The sequence below is a fragment of the Sagittula sp. genome, from assembly GCF_052825245.1.
The window spans coordinates 477,442-495,628 of the sequence record NZ_JBRBWD010000032.1; the positions used below are offsets into that span (position 1 = coordinate 477,442).

Here is an 18,187-nt window from a genome sequence, read left to right on the forward strand (position 1 = left end):
CGCCGCAGCTACTCCGCCGTCACGATCCGGCTGCCCAGAGAGGACAGCGACTCGTCGATAAGGTCCAGAACCTCATGCGTGGGGGCGATGCTGCGCGGATAGCGGGGCGCGGCACGGTCGTTCAGCACCGCCGCCTCCCAGCCGGAGGTGGTGGCAAAGAACGCTTCCGCCCCGGCACGCCCGTGCAGGTGAAGGAACCCGCCGATCACCGTGTCGAGGTAGCTGAGCAGGATCGCGTTCTCAGGACCGGGGGCGCCGCTGTGTTCCGGCGGGACGGAGTATATCGCGATCTGCCCGGCCTCGCTGTCATGGGTCACGTCCGCCGTGGCGTCGTGGCGGGCATAGGCCGCCTCGCGCAGGTCGAGCGCGGCCCAGTCGCCATCGGGCACCGGGGCAATCGCCCCTTCGACCTGACTGGCAGGATCGCGCACCACGCTCAGGTAGCACAAGGCGCGCTGCGGCGTCGCCACCCAGGTCCGCCGCCAGCCGCGCACCGTTGCGGGCAGGCAGGGCGCGTGCGCATGGGTGGCCGCGTTCACCAGCGAGCCGTAACCGAAGAAAAACATGCTTCTCATAGACGGCATTTATTTGGCCAAATTGATGCATGTCAAACGCTTGTCCCCCGCGAGATGCCATACAGACCGCGCAACAAAGGGATCGGAGGGCCGTCCGTGCGAGTCACCAAGAGAACCAACATCGCCATGCGCGTCCTGATGTATTGCGCGGCGCACACCGGACGACTGGTGACCAAGCACGAGATCGCGCAGGTCTGCAACGCCTCGGAAAACCACCTTGCACAGGTCATCAACCAGCTTGCCCAGCTTGGCTTCCTTCACACCCAGCGCGGCCGCAACGGCGGGCTGGAACTGGCACGCCCGGCCAGCGAGATCGTCATCGGCGACGTCTTCCGCCATCTCGAGCAGCCGGTTCCGCTGGCCGAGTGCTTTGCCGACGTGGACAACACCTGCCCGCTGACAGAGGCCTGCCGGCTGCGCGACCTGCTGACCAAGGCCGCGAACTCCTTCTACGAAACGCTCGATCCGATCACGCTGGACACGCTGGTGTGCGACAATGTTCCGCTTCTGGACATCATCGCACCGCAGGCGAAATGCTCTGGCCGGGCGTCGGTTGCGGCGCGGGCCAAAGGGGCCGACAGCGCGCTTGTCATCGCCGAAGGCATCCACTAGCGTCCGGAAAATCCAGACGGGAGAACCGGCAAGCGCCGGTGCCGAAGGCGCAACCGCCCCGGAAACGCTCAGGCCCAAGGACCGTCGGGGGAAAGAAGACTCTGGAGAGTGGCGCGTCACGCGTCCGCCGAAGGGATAACGATCTCAGGCGACGGGACAGAGGGGGCAGACGCGGCGTGCCGAGGGGCGCGCCAGACCTGTCCCGGCGCGATGCGGCCCCGGGAACGACCTAGAGGAGCGCGCATGGCCCACGACCATAGCCACGACCATGATGACGACGAGGACGGCCTGAAGGAAACCGTGCTGAACGGGCTGCACCGTTCGCTGGGCGCCAAGATGGTGCCCTTCGCCGGGTACGAGATGCCGGTGCAATACGGCCTTGGCGTCATGAAGGAACACCTTCACACCCGCGCCGCCGCCGGCCTGTTCGACGTGTCCCACATGGGCCAGGTCGTGCTGCGCGGACCCGGGCTGGACGAGGCGCTGGAAAAGATCGTGCCGGTGGACATCGCGAACCTGCCCGAGGACCGTCAGAAGTACGGTTATCTCACCAACGCCGACGGCGGGATCGTCGACGACCTGATGATCGCCCGGCGCGAGGATCACCTGTTCGTGGTGGTCAACGCCGCCTGCAAGGACACCGACCTCACCCTGATGCGCGCCGCGCTGGAGCCGGAAGGCATCCGCGTGAAGCTGCTGGAAAACCGCGCGCTGATCGCGCTGCAGGGCCCGGCTGCGGAGGACGTCCTGGCCGAGCATCACCCCGCCGTCCGCGACATGAAGTTCATGGACGTGGCAACGCTGCCCCTTGGCGGCGCGGAATGCTGGGTGTCGCGTTCGGGCTACACCGGCGAGGACGGGTTCGAGATCTCGCTGCCCAATCAATCGGCAGAGGCCTTCGTGAAGGCACTGCTGCAGGACCCGCGGGTCGAGCCCATCGGCCTCGGCGCACGGGATTCGTTGCGGCTCGAGGCCGGGCTGTGCCTTTATGGCCAGGACATCGACGAGAGGACGACGCCGGTCGAGGCCGGTCTGACATGGGCCATGGGCAAGCGCCGCAAGACGGAGGGCGGCTTCGAGGGGGCGGATTACATCCTTGGCCAGCTTGCCGACGGCGTGAAGCGCAAGCGCGTCGGCCTGCGGCCCGAGGGCCGGGCGCCGATGCGGTCGGGCGTGCCGCTCTTCGACGCGGAGACCGGCGGCACGCAAATCGGCGAGGTGACCTCCGGCGGGTTCGGTCCGACGGTTGGCGGGCCGGTGGCAATGGGCTACGTCGCGACGGACTTCGCAGGCGAGGGAACGCGGCTGTGGGGCGAGGTACGGGGCAAGCGGATGGCGGTCGACGTCGCCGCGCTGCCTTTCGTTCCGGCAGGATTCAAACGGTGAACGGACAGGAGACGACACATGAAATTCACCGAAGAGCATGAATGGCTCGAAGTCGAAGGCGACCTCGTTGTCGTCGGCATCACGGCGCACGCCGCCGAGCAACTGGGCGACGTGGTCTTTGTCGAACTGCCCGATGTCGGGCGTGAGGTTTCGAAGGACGACGAGGTCGTGGTCATTGAATCCGTGAAAGCGGCGTCGGACATCCTCGCGCCGCTGGACGGCGAGATCGTGGAGGTCAACGAGGCGATCGTCGAGGACCCGGGCAAGGTGAACGAGGACCCCGAAGGGGACGCCTGGTTCTTCAAGCTCAAGGTCGAGGACCTGTCCGAGCTGGAGGACATGATGGATGAAGCGGCCTACAAGAAGTTCATTTCCTGAGGCTGCCTGTCTGGCTGGGGCGGCGGCGCAAAGCCCCGCCCTACCCGCCGGCGCGCCCGTGGCAGGTGGATGCCCGCCGTCCGCAGGGGTGATCTGATGGAGATGACACCGACACAGTCCGCGGTCTGGACGCAGGTCGGCAAGGCGCTGTCGCACCAGATCTTCGACCGCTTCGAGCGGTTCGAGGACGCGGTGGACGAAGCGGTCTCCGGCATCGCGCCGGACGAACGCCCGGTCCTGCGCGGATTGCTGGAGGACATGCTGGCCAGCGGCGAGGACGCCCGATCCCTGTGGGAGCCCAGCGGCGCGGGCATCGCCTTTCAGGACGCCCGCGGCGCCCGCATGGCGATGGAGATGCTGCTGCAGGCGGTGAAGTCGAAAGGCTGAACACCGCCCCGGCGTCTGGTCCTTCCCGCAACGGCGTGCTTAAAGCGCGCGACATTCCTTGTCGGGGGACCCTCATGCTTATCGCCTCGCTCATCGCGAAACCGGGCACGCTGGACGCGGCCCTTGTGGACAGCCTGCGCAACGCCTTCGGGGGCGGCACCGCGACCTGGCTTTCTCCGGACGAAGCAGCCGAATTTCCGCTGGAGGTGAAGCCCGGCAATTTCGACGAGGTGCGCGACAGCATCGCGACACAGGCAGATCTGAACCTCGTCCCCGCCGAGAACCGCCGCAAGAAGATGCTGCTGGCCGACATGGACAGCACGATGATCCAGCAGGAGTGCATCGACGAACTGGCCGAAGAGGCGGGCGTCGGCGCGCATGTGAAGGACATCACGGCGCGGGCGATGAACGGGGAACTGGACTTCGAAGGCGCGCTGATCGAACGTGTCGCGCTGCTGAAGGGTCTGCCGGAAAGCGTCATCGACAAGGTCGTGGCCGAACGCATCACGCTGATGCCGGGCGGCCAGACCCTGATCGACACGATGCACGCCGCGAGCGGACATGCGGCGCTGGTGTCGGGCGGTTTCACCGCCTTCACCGCGCGCGTTTCGGCGCTTCTGGGCTTCGACGAGAACCGGGCCAACACCCTGCTGATCGACGCGGGCCAGCTGACGGGTGAGGTCGGGCGTCCGATCCTCGGCCGCGAGGCCAAGATCGAGGCACTGGAACAGATCACCGCGCGGCTCGGCATCACGGAGGCCGATGTCGTCGCGGTGGGCGACGGGGCCAACGATCTCGGGATGCTGAACCGGGCAGGCATGGGCGTCGCGCTGCACGCCAAGCCCAGCGTGCAGGCGCAATGTGACCTGAGGATCAACCATGGCGACCTGACGGCCCTGCTGTTCCTGCAGGGCTACGCCCGGTCCGACTTTGCCTAGACGCTAGAAGACGCCGGGGGCGGGGCGGACCCAACCGGTGACGCGCCCGTCCCAGTTGCGGATCTCGGGGTTGAGGAAGCGCTTCACATCGGGGTGCTCCGCACTCAACACCCCCAGGCGGACGAGGATCGCCGCCATGGCGCATTCGGAGGCACGCGTGGCCCCGTCCGCGATCTTCAGCGAGATGCCAAGCCCGCGCTCCGGCAGGATGGCGATGAAGTAGCCTTCGGCGCCGGTCTTGATCGCCACCGGCTCTTTCGCGGCCTGCATCATCAGCGTGCAGGCGCGGCCTTCGCCCGCGACCAGCAGCGGGTGCGCGATCATCGCCTCCACCAGCCGGGCCGCGGAGCGTGACAGAAGGTCGCCCCGCTGGCTGGCCGTCGCGTAGAAGGCCATCGCCCGGGCCATGCCTGACATGGAGGTGGCGAAGTTCGGCGCGGAACAGCCGTCGATTCCGAAGCCGGGGGATTCCATTTCGGTGACTTCCTCGAAGGCCGAAAGGCAGGCCCTCTGCACCGGGTGATCGGGGTCGCAATAGCCCGCCCCTGCGCCGAGGTGACGGGTCAGCGTCAGGAAGCCGGTGTGCTTGCCCGAGCAGTTGTTGAGAACCCGGCCCGGCTCCTGGCCGTCGCGGATCATGCCAAGCCACAGGTCCTTGTCGCGGGAGGGCTGCGGCCCGCAGATCAGATCACCCTCCGAGCGGCCGATATCCGCCAGCCATTCGCGCACCGCGGCATTGTGAACGGGCGCCCCTTCGTGGGACGCGCAGGACAGCGCAAGCCGTTCGGTCGACAGGGAAAATGCGTCCGCCGCGCCCGAGGCGACAAGCGGCAGGGCCTGGATCATCTTGCCCGAACTGCGCGGCAGGATCACGGCTTCGGGATCGCCCCAGACCTCGACGATTTCGCCGGTGCCGTCGCAGACCACAGCATGGCCTGCATGCACGCTTTCTGCCAGCGGTCCGCGCCAGACTTCCACCATCATCCGAGCTGCCATTCCGACCTCCTTTCGCCTGAGCGACTTTCTGCCAACGGGGCTTTCGCATTTTGCTTTTTTCAGGCTAAAGTCCTGCCGTCGAGAGAAAACACCGCCGCGGACCACAATGGTCGGGACAGGGCCGGGAACGCGGACGGTCAGAGGCATGGACAGCTGGAGGCTGCAGGAATGAATTCTACTCTTGGTCGCATGGTTGGCGCCGTGGCGATGATGTTGGGCGCGACCTTTGCACAGGCGCAGGAAAGCAGCACTAACCGGGTCGACGCGATGACCGACTGGTCGGTGTTCGAGGGTCAGAACCCGCGCGAATGCTGGGCTGTCACCACGTACAAGGAAAGTGTGAACACCAAGGATGGCCGCGTGGTCGCCGTGACCCGGGGCGAGATCCTCCTGATGGTGTTCTTCCGCCCCGAGGCGGGCGTCAACGGCCAGGTGGCCTTTACCGGCGGCTACCCGTTTGCACCGGGCTCGACCGTGAACGTCACGGTCGATGGCACCGAGCTCGAGATGTACACCGAGGGCGAGTGGGCATGGCCCGCCACGCCGCAGGACGACGCCAAGCTGGTCACCGCGATGAAGCGGGGCTCCAGTGCCGTGCTGACCGCCGTTTCCTCGCGCGGGACCACCACGAAGGACACCTTCTCCCTGCTGGGCTTCACTGCCGCGGTCGAGGACGCCGAAACGCGCTGCAAGTCCTGACGCGTCTGACATGAGCGCTCCGGACTGGATTGCCGCCGACTGGGGCACGTCGCACCTGCGCCTCTGGATGATGCAGGGCGACGCCCCCGTGCGCCGGATCGACGACCCGCGCGGCATGTCGAAACTGTCCCCGGACGGTTACGAAGCCGTGCTTCTGGAGCTTCTGGGCGACAGCCTGACCGGCCCGACCGATGTGATCATCTGCGGCATGGCCGGGGCGCGGCAGGGCTGGAAGGAAGCACCCTACGCATCGGTGCCCTGCGCGATCCCGTCCGAAGGTATCCCTGTCCCCACCTCCGATCCCCGCCTGCGCGTGCGCATCCTGCCGGGGATGAGCCAGTCCGCCCCACCCGATGTCATGCGGGGCGAAGAGACCCAGATCGGCGGTTTTCTTGCTGCCGAGTCCGGCTTTGACGGCGTCCTCTGCCTTCCGGGCACGCATACCAAGTGGGTGCATGTCAGCGCGGCAGAGGTCGTTTCCTTCCGGACCTTCATGACCGGCGAGATGTTCGACCTTCTGTCGAAGCAGTCGGTCCTGCGCTTCTCGGTCGGCGATGGCTGGGAACAGGACACCTTCCTCGAAGCCGTCGATCAGGCGATGGGCCGCCCTGCGACGGTCGCGGCGGACCTCTTTGCCATCCGCGCCGGGAGCCTTCTGTCCGGCGATGGACCCGGCGCTGCCCGCGCCCGGCTGTCGGGCCTGCTGATCGGCCTCGAACTTGCGGGCGCCCGGCCCTACTGGCTGGGGCAGCAGGTCGTCATCCTTGGCGAAAACGCACTGGCAGAGATCTATCGCAGCGCGCTTGCGGCACAGTCGGCCATGGTGCGCACCGTGTCCGTCGAAGGCGTGACACTGGCCGGCCTGACTGCGGCCTACAGAAAAGGAACCGCCTGATGCGGAACATCATCGCCATCCTCCGGGGCCTCACGCCGTCGGAGGCGGAGCCCGTGACCGAAGCGCTGATTGCCGCCGGGATCACCCGCATCGAGGTGCCGCTCAATTCGCCGGAGCCGTTCGACAGCATCGCGCGCATGGTCCGCTGTGCAGGGGATCGCGCGCTGATCGGCGCGGGCACCGTTCTGGACCCGGCCGATGTGCTGCGGCTGAAGGACATCGGCGCGGGCATGGTCGTGTCGCCGGACTGCAACCCGCGCGTGATCGTGGCAACCAAGCAGGCTGGCATGGCCTCCTACCCCGGTGTGTTCACCGCGACAGAGGCGTTCACCGCCCTGCGCAACGGGGCCGACGGGCTGAAGTTCTTCCCCGCGTCCAAGCTTGGCCCTGATGGGTTGTCTGCATTGAAAGCCGTGCTGCCTGCGGGGACCGAGACGTTTGCCGTGGGCGGCGTCGGGCCGGACGACTTCGCCGACTGGCACGCTGCGGGCGTGTCCGGCTTCGGCATAGGTTCGCAGCTTTTCAAACCGGGCAGGACCGCCGAGGACATCGGCAAGCACGGGGCAGAGATCGTCGCCGCCTTCGACGCCGTCTTCCTCTAAACCCCGCAGAACGTTCCAAAAATTCCCGTTGACAACGAAACGTTACTGAATAACATTGCGGCTACGCGATGAGATAACATGCGCATCGAGGTTGGAACGGCTCCGATCATCTTCTCGCAGTCCAATGCGTCCAAGGTGGGGCAGGACTGCGGAATGATTGCGTTTCATGAATCCGTTACGAGGGTGTCACACTGCCGAGACCTCGCGGCCCTATCGGCAGGCTGTAGAATGCCAACTGGGAGCAACCCGATGAAAAAGACCCTCGTGTCGATGGCCGCCATTCTGGCCGCCACCTCCGCATTTGCCGAAAGCCATGCCATGGACCTGCCGCAGGCCGGTTCCGACTGGTACACCGCCGGTCAGTCGCACATCGAAGCGATGCTGGCCCGCCAGCCCAACACCGGCCGCGCCAAGAACGTCATCGTCTTTGTCGCAGACGGCAACGGTGTCGGCACCAACTACGCCGTGCGCCTGTTCGACGGCCAGCAAAAGGGCATGCTGGGCGAAGAGAACGTCCTCCCTTACGAGACGCCCGAGTGGTACTCGGCGCTGGTCAAGACCTACAACATCAACGCCCAGACCCCAGACTCCGCCCCGACCGCGGGCGCGCTGAACACCGGCGTCAAGCAGCGCTTCAACCTCATCAACCTCGGTGAGAACGCGATCCACGACGATTGCACCACCGAGGAAGGCAACCGCCTGACCACCTTTGCCGAGATCGTCTCGGGCATGGACAAGTCGGTCGGCATCGTCTCGACCGCGCGCATCACGCACGCCACCCCGGCGGCCGTCTACGCCAAGACCGCCAACCGCAACTGGGAAGGCGAGATCGAGGGCGACTGTGCAGGTTCCAAGGACATCGCGACCCAGCTGATCGACCAGATGGAAGCGGGCGTGATCGACATGGCAATGGGCGGCGGCGGCCGCTTCTTCCTGCCGGAAGGCGAGACCAACGGCCAGTCCAAGGGCCGCCGCACCGATGGCGTGAACCTGATCGACCGGGCCACCGGCCTGGGCGCGCAGTTCGCCGAAGACACCGCCGGCTTCGAGGCGCTGACCATGGACGCGCCGATCCTCGCGCTGTTCAACGACAGCCACATGGAATACGAGGCCGACCGCGCCGACGAGGACGAACCCTCGCTTGCCGACATGACCCGCAAGTCCATCGAGTTCCTGTCGCAGAACGAGAACGGCTATTACCTCGAGGTCGAGGCGGGCCGCGTCGACCACGCGAACCACGACGGCAACGCCTACCGCACCCTGTCCGACGGCGTAGCCTTTGCCGAGGCCGTGGCGCTGGCCGACGAGATGACCGATGACGCCGACACGCTGATCATCGTCACCGCCGACCACGAACACGCCATCGCGTTCAACGGCTACTGCGGCCGCGGCTCCGACATCCTCGGCCTGTGCATGGGCGTGTCGAAGGAAGGCGAGGCCAACGACGGCACCCCGCTGACCGCCGCCGACGGCAAGCCCTACACCGTGCTGGGTTACCTGAACGGCGCCGGTTCCGTGCTGAAGGAACCGACCGACGGCAGCAACGACTGGACCGGCTCGCGCGGCGATCTGACCCAGGAAGAGGCCACCGACATCGACTACGTCCAGCAGGCACTGATCCCCATGTCCTCGGAAACCCATTCGGGCGAGGACGTGTCGGTCTACGCCAAGGGCCCGTGGTCGCATCTGCTCGACTCCACCATCGAGCAGAACGTGATCTTCCACGTGATGAAACACGCGGTGGACGCAGAATAAACGGCCGCGCAGGCTGAGAGGGGCCGCCCTGTTCCGGGGCGGCCCTGTTCGTCCGACATGATATGTGGGACACGTTAGACAGACCAGACCAAGGAGACGGACCATGGACCGCCGCACCGCCCTGACAACCGTTCTCGCCGCGCCTTTCCTTCTGCCGACGCTCGCCCGGGCCGCCGACGGGCCCGCCAAGATCCGCGAACTCTACGAGAAGAACGGCGATTTCTCTTCGTTTGCACAGGACGCCTCCGGCAGCCGCATCCTGTTCGAAGGGTTCATGGCCCCGCCGCTGAAGGCGGAGTCGCGCTTTTTCGTGCTGACGAAACGCCCGATGGCCGTCTGCCCCTTCTGCGAGACGGAGGCCGAGTGGCCCGACGACATCCTCGCGATCTACACGAAGCGGATCGTCGACGTCGAACCCTTCAACGTGAAGCTCGCCGTGCGCGGCGACCTGACCCTCGGGGCCTACAAGGACCCCGACACCGGCTTCCTGAGCATGGCCCGCCTGACGAACGCCACCTACGAGCGCGCCTGACATGGGTCTCGCCCTGCACGTCCGTGACCTGACTGTCGCCTCTCGCCGGGGGCGGCTTCTGCTGACGCTCCCCGCGCTTGACCTGCCCGCGGGCGGCCTTCTGGGCGTGCGCGGGCCATCGGGCGCCGGCAAGTCGACATTCCTGAACGCGTTGAGCGGTCTGCTTGATGCGAAGGGCCGCGTGCAGTGGGGCGAAACTGACATCGCCAGCCTGTCGCCGGAGCGCCGCACGGCGTTCCGCGCCGCGCAGATGGGCATGATCTTTCAGGACTTCCTGCTGTTCGAGGAACTGTCGGCAGAGGCCAGCGCCCGCGCGACCGCAACCCGCTGCCGTTCCCCGCCCGAGAAGCTCTCTACCGTGCGCGCGCCAGAGGGGACGGCCAGCCGGGACAGACGGTCCCTTGCGCGGCTCAGGATGCCCGGGCGGTTGGCGGCGGGTGCGAATTGTGCGGTCAGCGCGCCCGGGTCCGAGCTGACAATGATGATGGCCGCCGTCTACCTGCAGGCCAGCGACGTGCCGCTTCTGGACGGCGCCGCCTACGACCTGATCGCCAATCACCCGCAGGTGAAGATCGCCGCCCCCATCGCCTTTGGCGACAGCTATAACGGCGCGCCGGTTGTCGGGACCATCGCGGACTTCGTCACCTACCTGTCGGACGACCGGATCGAGGGCCGGCTTTTCCGGAAAAGCGGAGAGGCCGTGGTGGGTGCCGCCGCCGGGCTTAAGGTCGGCGACAGCTTTACCCCGCAACACGGGCACGGCGCCTCTGCCGACGACGAGGCGCATGAAGGGTTCGAGATCGAGGTGGTCGGCCTTCTGCCCCGGACGGGTTCCCCCTGGGACCGCGCCGTGCTGATCCCGGTCGAAACCGTCTGGGAAGTGCACGGCCTTGCCAACGGGCACGCCTTCGACGAGGGGGACCGCATCGGCCCGCCCTTCGATCCGGCGCTCTTTCCCGGCACACCGGCGGTGATCGTCCGCGCCAAGGAACTGTGGGCCAACTATGCCCTGCGCTCCGAATTCACCCGCAAGGGCGAGATGATGGCCTTCTTCCCCGGCACCGTGCTCTCCAACCTCTATCGCGTCATGGGCGACGTCCGGCAGGCCATGTCGGTCATGTCCGTGGTGACGCAGGTGCTTGTCGCGGCATCGGTCCTGTTGGGGCTGTTCATCCTGTCGCGCCTGTTCCAGCGGCAACTGGCGATGCTGCGCGCGCTCGGCGCGCCCCGCCGCTTCGTCATGGCCGTTGTCTGGGGCTATGGCGTCGCACTGCTGATGGCAGGCACGGTCCTGGGCCTTGTCTTCGGCCTTGGCGCCGCATCGGTCCTGTCGCAGGTAGTGACGGCGCGCACCGACATCCTCGTGACCGCCGGTATCGGCTGGCCCGAGATCACCCTGGCACTGGCCTTCCTGTCGGCCACGTCCGTTTTGTCGCTCATCCCCGCGGTCATCGTTCTTGCCCGCCCAATCGTGGAGTCCCTACGCGCATGAAACACCTTCTTCTAGCCACCGCGCTTCTGACCACGCCGCTTGCCGCAGAGGAAACCCACCTCTTCGAGGTTGGCGGGCTTGAGGTCCTGCACCCGTGGACCAACGCGACGACCCACGATCACGCGCTGCTTTACATGGAACTCCACAACGAGGGCGACGCGCCTGTTGAGATCATCTCGGCCCGGACTGAGGACGGCGTGAACGGTCAGCTTGTGGGCTTCCGCATGGCGGATGGTACCATGGTGGCGGACCCACTGCCCCCGATCCCGGTCGCCCCCGGTACAGAGCTGGCGCTTGAACCGGACGTGATCGCGATTTCCTTCGACGGACTCCCCGCGCCGCTGGAAGAGGGCGATCACCTGGAGATCGTCCTCGAGACCTCTGCCGGAGAGCTGGCCGTCGAGGTCGCCGTGGAGGCCGCCGACGCCCGCCAGCACAGCCACGCCGGTCACAGCCACTGAGCCCGGCCGCTGCCGCATTTGACGGACGACGGACCGCTCGCGTACACCAGTCGTACACATCCGGGGAGGACAGCGATGACCGGCAGCAGAAAGACCGCGTGTCTTGAAGATCTCCGGATGCGGATCCTGAAGCTGGAGCTCGCGCCCGGTGCCGAACTGGACGAAACCCAGGTGGCCACCGCCTACGGGCTGTCAAGGACGCCACTACGCGAGGTCTTCCAGGTGCTTGGCGGAGAGGGCTACCTGCGGCTCGAACACAACCGGGGCGCCCGTGTCGCCGCCATGGACCTTGCCGCGTTGCGCTGTCTTCTCCAGACCGGACCGCTGCTGCTGGCGACGATGGCCCGGCAGGCCGCCGAGCACCGGGAGGAAGCCGCGCTACCGCCGCTGCGCGACGCACAGGCGGGCTTTGCCGCAGCGACAGAAGAAGGCGACGCCGCTGCCGCCGCCCTGTTCAACCACAGCTTTCACACGCAGGTCGCCTGCATGGCGTCGAACCCCTACCTGATGCCGGCGCTGCGGCGCCTTCTGATCGACCACACGCGCCTGACGCAGGGCTTCTTCCAGCCGGTCAAGAAGAAGGAGAAGAAGCAGCTCAGGAAGGTGTCTCAGCACCACGCCACCCTGACCGACGCCATCGCGGCGCAGGACGCGGAGGCCGCCGTCTCGACCACGCTCCAGAACTGGGACCTGTTCCGGGAACGGATCGAGAAGCTGATGACCCCCGAGGCCCTGCCGATCTCGGTGGAGGCCGCCGCGGCGACGGCCTGACGTTACTCTGCCGCGCTTACCGCCGTTGGCATGTCCGGCTGACTGGTCGCGCTGGTCCGGTCCACAGCCGAAATGCCCGCCCCCAGCCCGCGCAGCCGAAGCGCGTTCGTCAGGACGAACACCGACGACAGCGCCATCGCTCCCGCCGCGAGCATCGGCGACAGCATAAGCCCGGTCAGCGGATAGAACACACTGGCGGCGACCGGGATCAGCACGACGTTGTACCCGAAGGCCCAGAAAAGGTTCTGGCGGATGTTGCGCATGACACGGCGGCTGACGTGGTGCGCGGTGACGACGCCGGACACCCGGCCCGAGGCCATGACCACATCGGCGCTTTCGATGGCGACATCCGTGCCGGTGCCGATGGCCAGACCGACCTCTGCCGCGGCGAGCGCCGGGGCGTCGTTGATGCCGTCGCCGACAAAGGCCACCTCGCCGAACCGCTGTTGCAGGTCGCGCAGCGCGTCCAGCTTGCCTTCCGGCAGGACCTCCGCGGTGACATGTGCGATGCCGAGGTCGCGCGCGATGGCCTCTGCCACAGGACGGGCATCGCCCGAGATCAGCGCGACCTCCAGCCCTTCCGCCCTCAGCGCGGCAACGGCGGCGCGGGCGTCGGGTTTCAGCCGGTCAGCCACGCCGAAGACGGCGGCGATCTGTCCGTCGACCGCGACAAGCACCGGGGTCTCTGCCGCCTGCGCCGTCCGGTCGAGCGCGTCGGCAACCGCGGTCGTGTCGATCCCGCGCGCCGCCATCAGGCGCGGGGCACCGACGAGGATCGCGCGGCCATCCACCACCGCCTCGAGCCCCTGCCCCGGCAGCGCGGTCACGTCCTCGGGCTGCGGCGCATCGGGGGAGGCGCGCATCAGGGCCTGTGCGATGGGATGCTCGGACCCCTGCTCTGCCGAGGCGGCGAGACGCAGCACCTCATCGGCATCAAAGCCGGGCGCAGCCGTGGTGTGGCTCAACTCGGGACGGCCTTCGGTCAGCGTGCCGGTCTTGTCGAAAGCCACCAGTTTCACCGTGTCGAGCCGCTGCAGCGCGTCCCCCTTGCGGAAGAGCACACCCAGTTCGGCCGCGCGCCCGGTGCCGACCATGATCGACACGGGCGTCGCCAGCCCCATGGCGCAGGGGCAGGCGATGATGAGGACGGACACGCCCGCGACCAGCGCGAAGGTCAGGCCCGGACCGAACACCAGCCAGGTCAGCGTCGTCAGCGCGGCCAGCACCAGCACCGCGGGCACAAACCACAGCACGACCTTGTCCGCCAGCGCCTGGATGGGCAGCTTGGCGCCCTGCGCCTCTTCGACCAGCGCGACGATGCGGGACAGCACGGTATCCTTGCCGACGGCCTCTGCCCGGTAGCGCAGCGTGCCGTTGCCGTTCACCGTACCGCCGGTCACAGCCGAACCTTCGGCCTTTTCCACCGGGGCGGGTTCGCCGGTCAGCATGGACTCATCGACGAAGGACCGCCCCGTCAGGACAACCCCGTCCACGGCAATGCGTTCGCCGGGGCGGACAAACAGCGTGTCGCCCTTCTGGATCTCTTCGATTGCGGTCTCGGTCATCGTGCCGTCGCGGTCGACCATGGCCGTCGCGGGCCGCAGGCCGACGAGATGGCGGATGGCAGCGCCGGTCCGACCCTTGGCGCGCGCCTCGAGGAAACGGCCCAGCAGGATCAGCGTGACGATGACGGCGGCGGCCTCGAAATAGACGGCGCGGGCGGTGTCCGGCAGCAGCCCCGGCGCCAGAAGCGCGACCGTCGAATAGACCCATGCCGCCAGCGTCCCGAGCGCGACAAGCGTGTTCATGTCCGGCGCGCCCTTCATCAAAAGCGGCAGGCCGATGCGATAGAACCTTCGTCCCGGCCCGATCAGGACAGCGGTGGTCAGCAGGAACTGGATCGTCCACCACGTCGTCTGGCCCAGCGTCATGGTCAGCCAGTGATGGAACGGCGGGAACAGGTGTCCGCCCATCTCGCCAATGAACACCGGCATGGTGAGCAGAGCGGCGAGGATCAGATCGCGTTTCAGCCGCGCCTGCTCGACCTGCTGGCGGTCTTCGGTCGCTTCCGCATCCTGCAGGGGCTTTGCCGGATAGCCGGCCTCCGTCACGACTTTTGCCAGCGAGGGCGCATCGGTCGAGCCGGTCAGGCTCACGACCTCGGCGGTTTCGGTGGCAAGATTCACGGAGGCACGCAGCACGCCCGGGTGACCGGCCAGCGCCTTTTCGACGCGCGCGGCGCAGGAGGCGCAGGACATGCCGTCGATGGCAAGGCGCGTCTGGCTCTCGGCTGCTGGATAACCTGCCGCCTTCAGCGCCGCCTGCAATGTGGCGGCCCCGGCACTGCCGCTGACTTGCGCCGTCTTGTTCGCAAGGTTGACGGAGGCGCTGTCCACACCTTCCGCCCCCGCAAGGGCACGTTCGGCGCGCCCGGCGCAGCCGCCGCAGTTGAGTTTCGTGACTTCGAATCGCAAATCGGTCATGGGTCTTGCCCTCCTGACCGGTCACATAAGGGTTCCAGTTAGGGGAGGGTCAATACCCTCCTGTCACCTTCGCCGGATGACGCCCGATTTCAGCCCGAACGGACCTCTGCCTCGATCTCCTTGCGGGATTTCCGGGCACGTTCAGTTGTGGACTTGAGCTGCCCGCAGGCGGCCATGATGTCCTCTCCGCGCGGCGTGCGGATGGGCGAGGCATAGCCGGCCTTGTGCACGATGTCGGCGAAACGTTCGATCCGCGACCAGTCCGACCGCTCGTAGGGGGAGCCGGGCCATTCGTTGAACGGGATCAGGTTGATCTTTGCCGGGATGCCCGCGATCAGCTTGACCAGCCGCCGCGCATCCTCGTCGCTGTCGTTCACGCCTTTGAGCATCACGTACTCGAACGTGATCCGTTCGGAGTTCGACAGCCTCGGATATTCCCGCAGCGCGTCCAGCAGCGTCGCGATGTTCCAGCGCTTGTTGATCGGCACCAGCTTGTCGCGGACCTCGTCGGTCGTGGCGTGGAAGGACACCGCCATCAGGCAGCCGATCTCTTCGGCGCACTTCGCGATCTCCGGCACGACACCGGAGGTCGACAGCGTGATCCGGCGGCGCGACATGGACAGACCTTCGTGGTCCATCGCGATCTTCATCGCGTCGCGCACGTTGTCGAAGTTGTAGAGCGGCTCGCCCATGCCCATCAGCACGATGTTGGACAGAAGGCGCGGCCCCTGATCGCCCGTGCCGGTGCCCGGCTCGGGCCATTCGCCAAGGTCGTCGCGCACCAGCATGATCTGACCGACGATTTCCCCGGCGGTCAGGTTGCGGACCAGCTTTTGCGTGCCGGTGTGGCAGAAAGAACAGGTCAGGGTGCAGCCCACCTGCGAGGAAACGCAGAGCGTGCCGCGATCTTCCTCGGGGATGTAGACCGTCTCGACCTCGTGGCCGCCCGCGATGCGGACAAGGTACTTGCGCGTGCCGTCGGCCGAGACCTGCTTCGACACGATCTCCGGCAGGGAAATCTCGAAGGTGGCGGCCAGTTTCGCGCGGTAGTCCTTGGCAAGGTTGGTCATCGACTCGAAGTCGCGGACGCCCCAGAAGTACACCCATTGCCAGACCTGATTGACCCGCATCTTGGCCTGTTTCTCGGGCGTGCCCATGGCCAGAAGCGCATCACGCAGCCCGGCCCGGGTCAGGCCGACCAGGTTGATCTTGCCGCCTTCCGGCAGCTTGCGCGGGATCGTCACGAGATCCTGAGTGATGGGTGCGTCAGACATTAGAGGCGTCCTTCGGATAACAAGCGGCCTGTATACAGGATTCGGGCGGAATTTCCATGGCCTTTGGCGCAACTGCGTCCGGCCCCGCCCCGATCCATGCAGACCTGTGGTGCGCTTCGCGGATTACAACCGCCGGCGGCACCTGACCCTCAGGTCTTTGCCGGAAAAAGGAAAGGGCCGGGCGTCCTGTCCCGGCCCTTCTTGACCCCATCACGCCAATGTCAGGCGGCTTCGTTCAGGACGGCGTGGGTCTGGCTGCGCCGCTCGGAATAAGCCCGGGCGGCGGAAACGAGTGCGCGGAAGATCGCGCGTTGTCTGTGTGCGTAAAACAGGTGCTCGGGGTGCCACTGAACACCCAGCGCAAAGGGATCGCTCTCCCGTTCGATGGCCTGCACCATGCCGGCGGTGTCGCGGGCACTGACGCGCAGCCCCTCCCCCAGCTTGTCGACGGCCTGCGTGTGCAGGGCGTTCACCTTCATCGGCTGTTCGCCGACGTAGCGGGCGAGCTGGGTCTCGGCCACGACGCAGACCTCCCGCTTGGGCAGGATCGTCTTGATCATCGGGGAGTCGCTGAAGGTCTCCCACGCGTTTTGATCCAGCGTGCCGCCAAGCGCGACGTTCAGCATCTGCGCCCCGCGGCAGATGCCGAGGACGGGGATGTTGTCCTGCATGGCCTGCGCGGCAATGGCGGCTTCAAAGCGGTCGCGTTCACGGTCCAGCCGGGCCGAGACGCCGATCTTCCCGCCGTAGAGTTCCGGCGCGATGTCGTCGCCCCCACCGATGATGACGCCATCCACCGCGGCCAGGTCCGAAGGCCGGCCCGCGCCCCAGCGCACGCCGCGCGCGCCCGCAAGCCAAAGGTTGAGGTTCACCAGCGGATAGATCCGCCATCCCGAACGCGAAGACGTGGTCACACCGATCAGGGGGCGGCTCATTGCACCGCCTCCGGCTCTGATACGTCGTTGCTCTGGAACAGTTTCGAGACGCGTTCGGCCCAGCGGCCCTCCGCACCCGGAAGGTAATGGTTGTGCTCGAGCCACGCCGTCCGAAGGGTATCCAGCATGTGCGCGTCATTGGCGACATGCTCCACCCGCGCCCAGAGGTTCCACGGCCGCGCCAGCGACCACCCCTCTTCGTCGATCCGGCAATCCGGCAGGCGGAAGTGGAACGTCGGACGCGCCGACAGCTTGCTTTGCGCAGGGAAGATGCGGTCAAACAGATCGCGGTCGTGATGCGCGAAAAGCGGCATCAGGTCGAGCCCGTGGTTGCGCGACGAGATATGCCGCGCCGCGACGGACATCAGCTCCCTCAGCGTCGATGGCTGGTCCTTCACCAGTTGCGTGACGAAGGCATGCGGCCACGTCTCGATGAACGGCATCAGCCGGCGCGTCATGTCCAGGTCTTCCGCGCGGCGCAGCCAAGGTTCCAGCAGCCCGAAAGCGGTGATGGTGTTCAGAGTCTGCGGATCGTCCGCGCCCACGATCTCCGGGTTAAGGTGCACGCCGAAACCCAGCAGCACGCCCGCCCGGGACCCCCTCGCGCCGCGATGGCGCAGTTCGTCCAGAAGCGCGCCGAGGCGTATGACTTCCTTACGGGTCAGCGGTTCGGTGATGATCTCGACGGGGACAACAGCCTTCGCCATGTTCAGGCCCTGCTCCAGCAGAGGGATGTCCTTCTTGCGCAGAGAAATGTCCAGTTCGACCCGGATGTCGCCCAGCTCGGTGCCTTCGACGGTCAGTTCGTGGGAATGCGGTGCGGTCGCCGTGCCGCCGAGGAATTCAGCGACGATCTCGCCGGTCTGCACCTCGCCAAGGCCGGAGAACTCGACTTCGACGCCCGTCTTGCGTTCGTCACCGTCACGTGTCGTGCGGTGCGGCAGGCTGGCGTAGCTGTCGGTCATCGTCCCTCGGAGTTTTTTCGCTGGGTAAGCGTGATTTCAGAAGGGCAACGC

General features: G+C 66.8%; 19 protein-coding genes and 1 riboswitch. Of the genes, 13 read left to right on the top strand and 6 right to left on the bottom strand.

Annotated features, from left to right (window positions below):
* Nucleotides 1-8: 8 nt before the first annotated feature.
* The gene (locus ACU0DV_RS13325) at nucleotides 9-566 is read right to left on the bottom strand and encodes a gamma-glutamylcyclotransferase family protein (protein ID WP_283981574.1); all 558 of its coding nucleotides are present in this window, start codon (nucleotides 564-566) and stop codon (nucleotides 9-11) included.
* Between the two features lie 105 nt (nucleotides 567-671).
* Here ACU0DV_RS13325 and ACU0DV_RS13330 point away from each other — a divergent pair, with 105 nt between their 5' ends.
* The 5 genes from ACU0DV_RS13330 to serB all read left to right on the top strand — a co-directional run bounded on the left by ACU0DV_RS13330 (nucleotide 672) and on the right by serB (nucleotide 4,276).
* On the top strand, nucleotides 672-1,187 hold the full coding sequence (locus ACU0DV_RS13330) for an RrF2 family transcriptional regulator (protein ID WP_100928555.1): 516 nt from the start codon (nucleotides 672-674) through the stop codon (nucleotides 1,185-1,187).
* Between the two features lie 7 nt (nucleotides 1,188-1,194).
* A riboswitch (glycine riboswitch) is annotated at nucleotides 1,195-1,281 on the top strand.
* Between the two features lie 149 nt (nucleotides 1,282-1,430).
* Entirely contained in the window at nucleotides 1,431-2,573 is a 1,143-nt protein-coding gene (gcvT, locus tag ACU0DV_RS13335; protein WP_446241601.1) for a glycine cleavage system aminomethyltransferase GcvT, read from the top strand.
* An 18-nt stretch (nucleotides 2,574-2,591) separates the two neighbouring features.
* A complete protein-coding gene (gcvH, locus tag ACU0DV_RS13340; RefSeq protein ID WP_100928557.1) occupies nucleotides 2,592-2,951 on the top strand; it encodes a glycine cleavage system protein GcvH in 360 nt (119 codons plus the stop codon).
* A 96-nt stretch (nucleotides 2,952-3,047) separates the two neighbouring features.
* Nucleotides 3,048-3,338, top strand: a complete 291-nt coding sequence (locus tag ACU0DV_RS13345; RefSeq protein WP_446241602.1) for a hypothetical protein — start codon at nucleotides 3,048-3,050, stop codon at nucleotides 3,336-3,338.
* A 74-nt stretch (nucleotides 3,339-3,412) separates the two neighbouring features.
* Nucleotides 3,413-4,276: a phosphoserine phosphatase SerB gene (serB, locus tag ACU0DV_RS13350; RefSeq protein ID WP_446241603.1), complete on the top strand. Its 864-nt coding sequence runs from the start codon at nucleotides 3,413-3,415 to the stop codon at nucleotides 4,274-4,276.
* Between the two features lie 3 nt (nucleotides 4,277-4,279).
* Here the strand turns inward: serB and ACU0DV_RS13355 are convergent, their stop codons facing one another.
* A complete protein-coding gene (locus ACU0DV_RS13355; RefSeq protein ID WP_446241688.1) occupies nucleotides 4,280-5,257 on the bottom strand; it encodes an asparaginase in 978 nt (325 codons plus the stop codon).
* A 183-nt stretch (nucleotides 5,258-5,440) separates the two neighbouring features.
* On the opposite strand from ACU0DV_RS13355, the gene ACU0DV_RS13360 reads away from it, so the two are divergent.
* From ACU0DV_RS13360 to ACU0DV_RS13395, 8 genes are all read left to right on the top strand, one after another.
* Entirely contained in the window at nucleotides 5,441-5,971 is a 531-nt protein-coding gene (locus ACU0DV_RS13360) for an invasion associated locus B family protein (protein WP_100928560.1), read from the top strand.
* A 10-nt stretch (nucleotides 5,972-5,981) separates the two neighbouring features.
* Nucleotides 5,982-6,866, top strand: a complete 885-nt coding sequence (locus ACU0DV_RS13365) for a 2-dehydro-3-deoxygalactonokinase (protein WP_446241604.1) — start codon at nucleotides 5,982-5,984, stop codon at nucleotides 6,864-6,866.
* Nucleotides 6,863-7,468 (top strand): 2-dehydro-3-deoxy-6-phosphogalactonate aldolase, encoded by a 606-nt coding sequence (locus ACU0DV_RS13370; protein WP_283983541.1) that lies wholly within the window; start codon nucleotides 6,863-6,865, stop codon nucleotides 7,466-7,468. The genes ACU0DV_RS13365 and ACU0DV_RS13370 overlap by 4 nt, the downstream gene beginning before the upstream one ends.
* Nucleotides 7,469-7,717: 249 nt before the next feature.
* Nucleotides 7,718-9,223: an alkaline phosphatase gene (locus ACU0DV_RS13375; protein WP_100928562.1), complete on the top strand. Its 1,506-nt coding sequence runs from the start codon at nucleotides 7,718-7,720 to the stop codon at nucleotides 9,221-9,223.
* Nucleotides 9,224-9,326: 103 nt separating this feature from the next.
* Nucleotides 9,327-9,755, top strand: a complete 429-nt coding sequence (locus ACU0DV_RS13380; protein ID WP_100928563.1) for a hypothetical protein — start codon at nucleotides 9,327-9,329, stop codon at nucleotides 9,753-9,755.
* Nucleotide 9,756: 1 nt separating this feature from the next.
* Entirely contained in the window at nucleotides 9,757-11,247 is a 1,491-nt protein-coding gene (locus ACU0DV_RS13385; RefSeq protein WP_446241605.1) for an ATP-binding cassette domain-containing protein, read from the top strand.
* Nucleotides 11,244-11,708 carry a copper chaperone PCu(A)C gene (locus ACU0DV_RS13390; protein WP_446241606.1) on the top strand — a complete coding sequence of 155 codons (465 nt, stop codon included), beginning with the start codon at nucleotides 11,244-11,246 and terminating at the stop codon, nucleotides 11,706-11,708. Before ACU0DV_RS13385 ends, ACU0DV_RS13390 begins: the two co-directional genes overlap by 4 nt.
* A 75-nt stretch (nucleotides 11,709-11,783) precedes the next feature.
* Nucleotides 11,784-12,479 carry a GntR family transcriptional regulator gene (locus tag ACU0DV_RS13395; protein WP_446241607.1) on the top strand — a complete coding sequence of 232 codons (696 nt, stop codon included), beginning with the start codon at nucleotides 11,784-11,786 and terminating at the stop codon, nucleotides 12,477-12,479.
* A 2-nt stretch (nucleotides 12,480-12,481) separates the two neighbouring features.
* On the opposite strand, the gene ACU0DV_RS13400 is transcribed toward ACU0DV_RS13395, so the two are convergent.
* The 4 genes from ACU0DV_RS13400 to ACU0DV_RS13415 all read right to left on the bottom strand — a co-directional run bounded on the left by ACU0DV_RS13400 (nucleotide 12,482) and on the right by ACU0DV_RS13415 (nucleotide 18,136).
* Entirely contained in the window at nucleotides 12,482-14,962 is a 2,481-nt protein-coding gene (locus ACU0DV_RS13400; RefSeq protein ID WP_446241608.1) for a heavy metal translocating P-type ATPase, read from the bottom strand.
* An 89-nt stretch (nucleotides 14,963-15,051) separates the two neighbouring features.
* On the bottom strand, nucleotides 15,052-16,236 hold the full coding sequence (rlmN, locus tag ACU0DV_RS13405; RefSeq protein WP_370311442.1) for a 23S rRNA (adenine(2503)-C(2))-methyltransferase RlmN: 1,185 nt from the start codon (nucleotides 16,234-16,236) through the stop codon (nucleotides 15,052-15,054).
* Nucleotides 16,237-16,457: 221 nt separating this feature from the next.
* On the bottom strand, nucleotides 16,458-17,171 hold the full coding sequence (locus ACU0DV_RS13410; RefSeq protein ID WP_283981589.1) for a gamma-glutamyl-gamma-aminobutyrate hydrolase family protein: 714 nt from the start codon (nucleotides 17,169-17,171) through the stop codon (nucleotides 16,458-16,460).
* Complete coding sequence (locus tag ACU0DV_RS13415; protein ID WP_446241609.1) at nucleotides 17,168-18,136, bottom strand: amidoligase family protein; 969 nt, start codon at nucleotides 18,134-18,136, stop codon at nucleotides 17,168-17,170. Before ACU0DV_RS13415 ends, ACU0DV_RS13410 begins: the two co-directional genes overlap by 4 nt.
* Nucleotides 18,137-18,187: the final 51 nt, after the last annotated feature.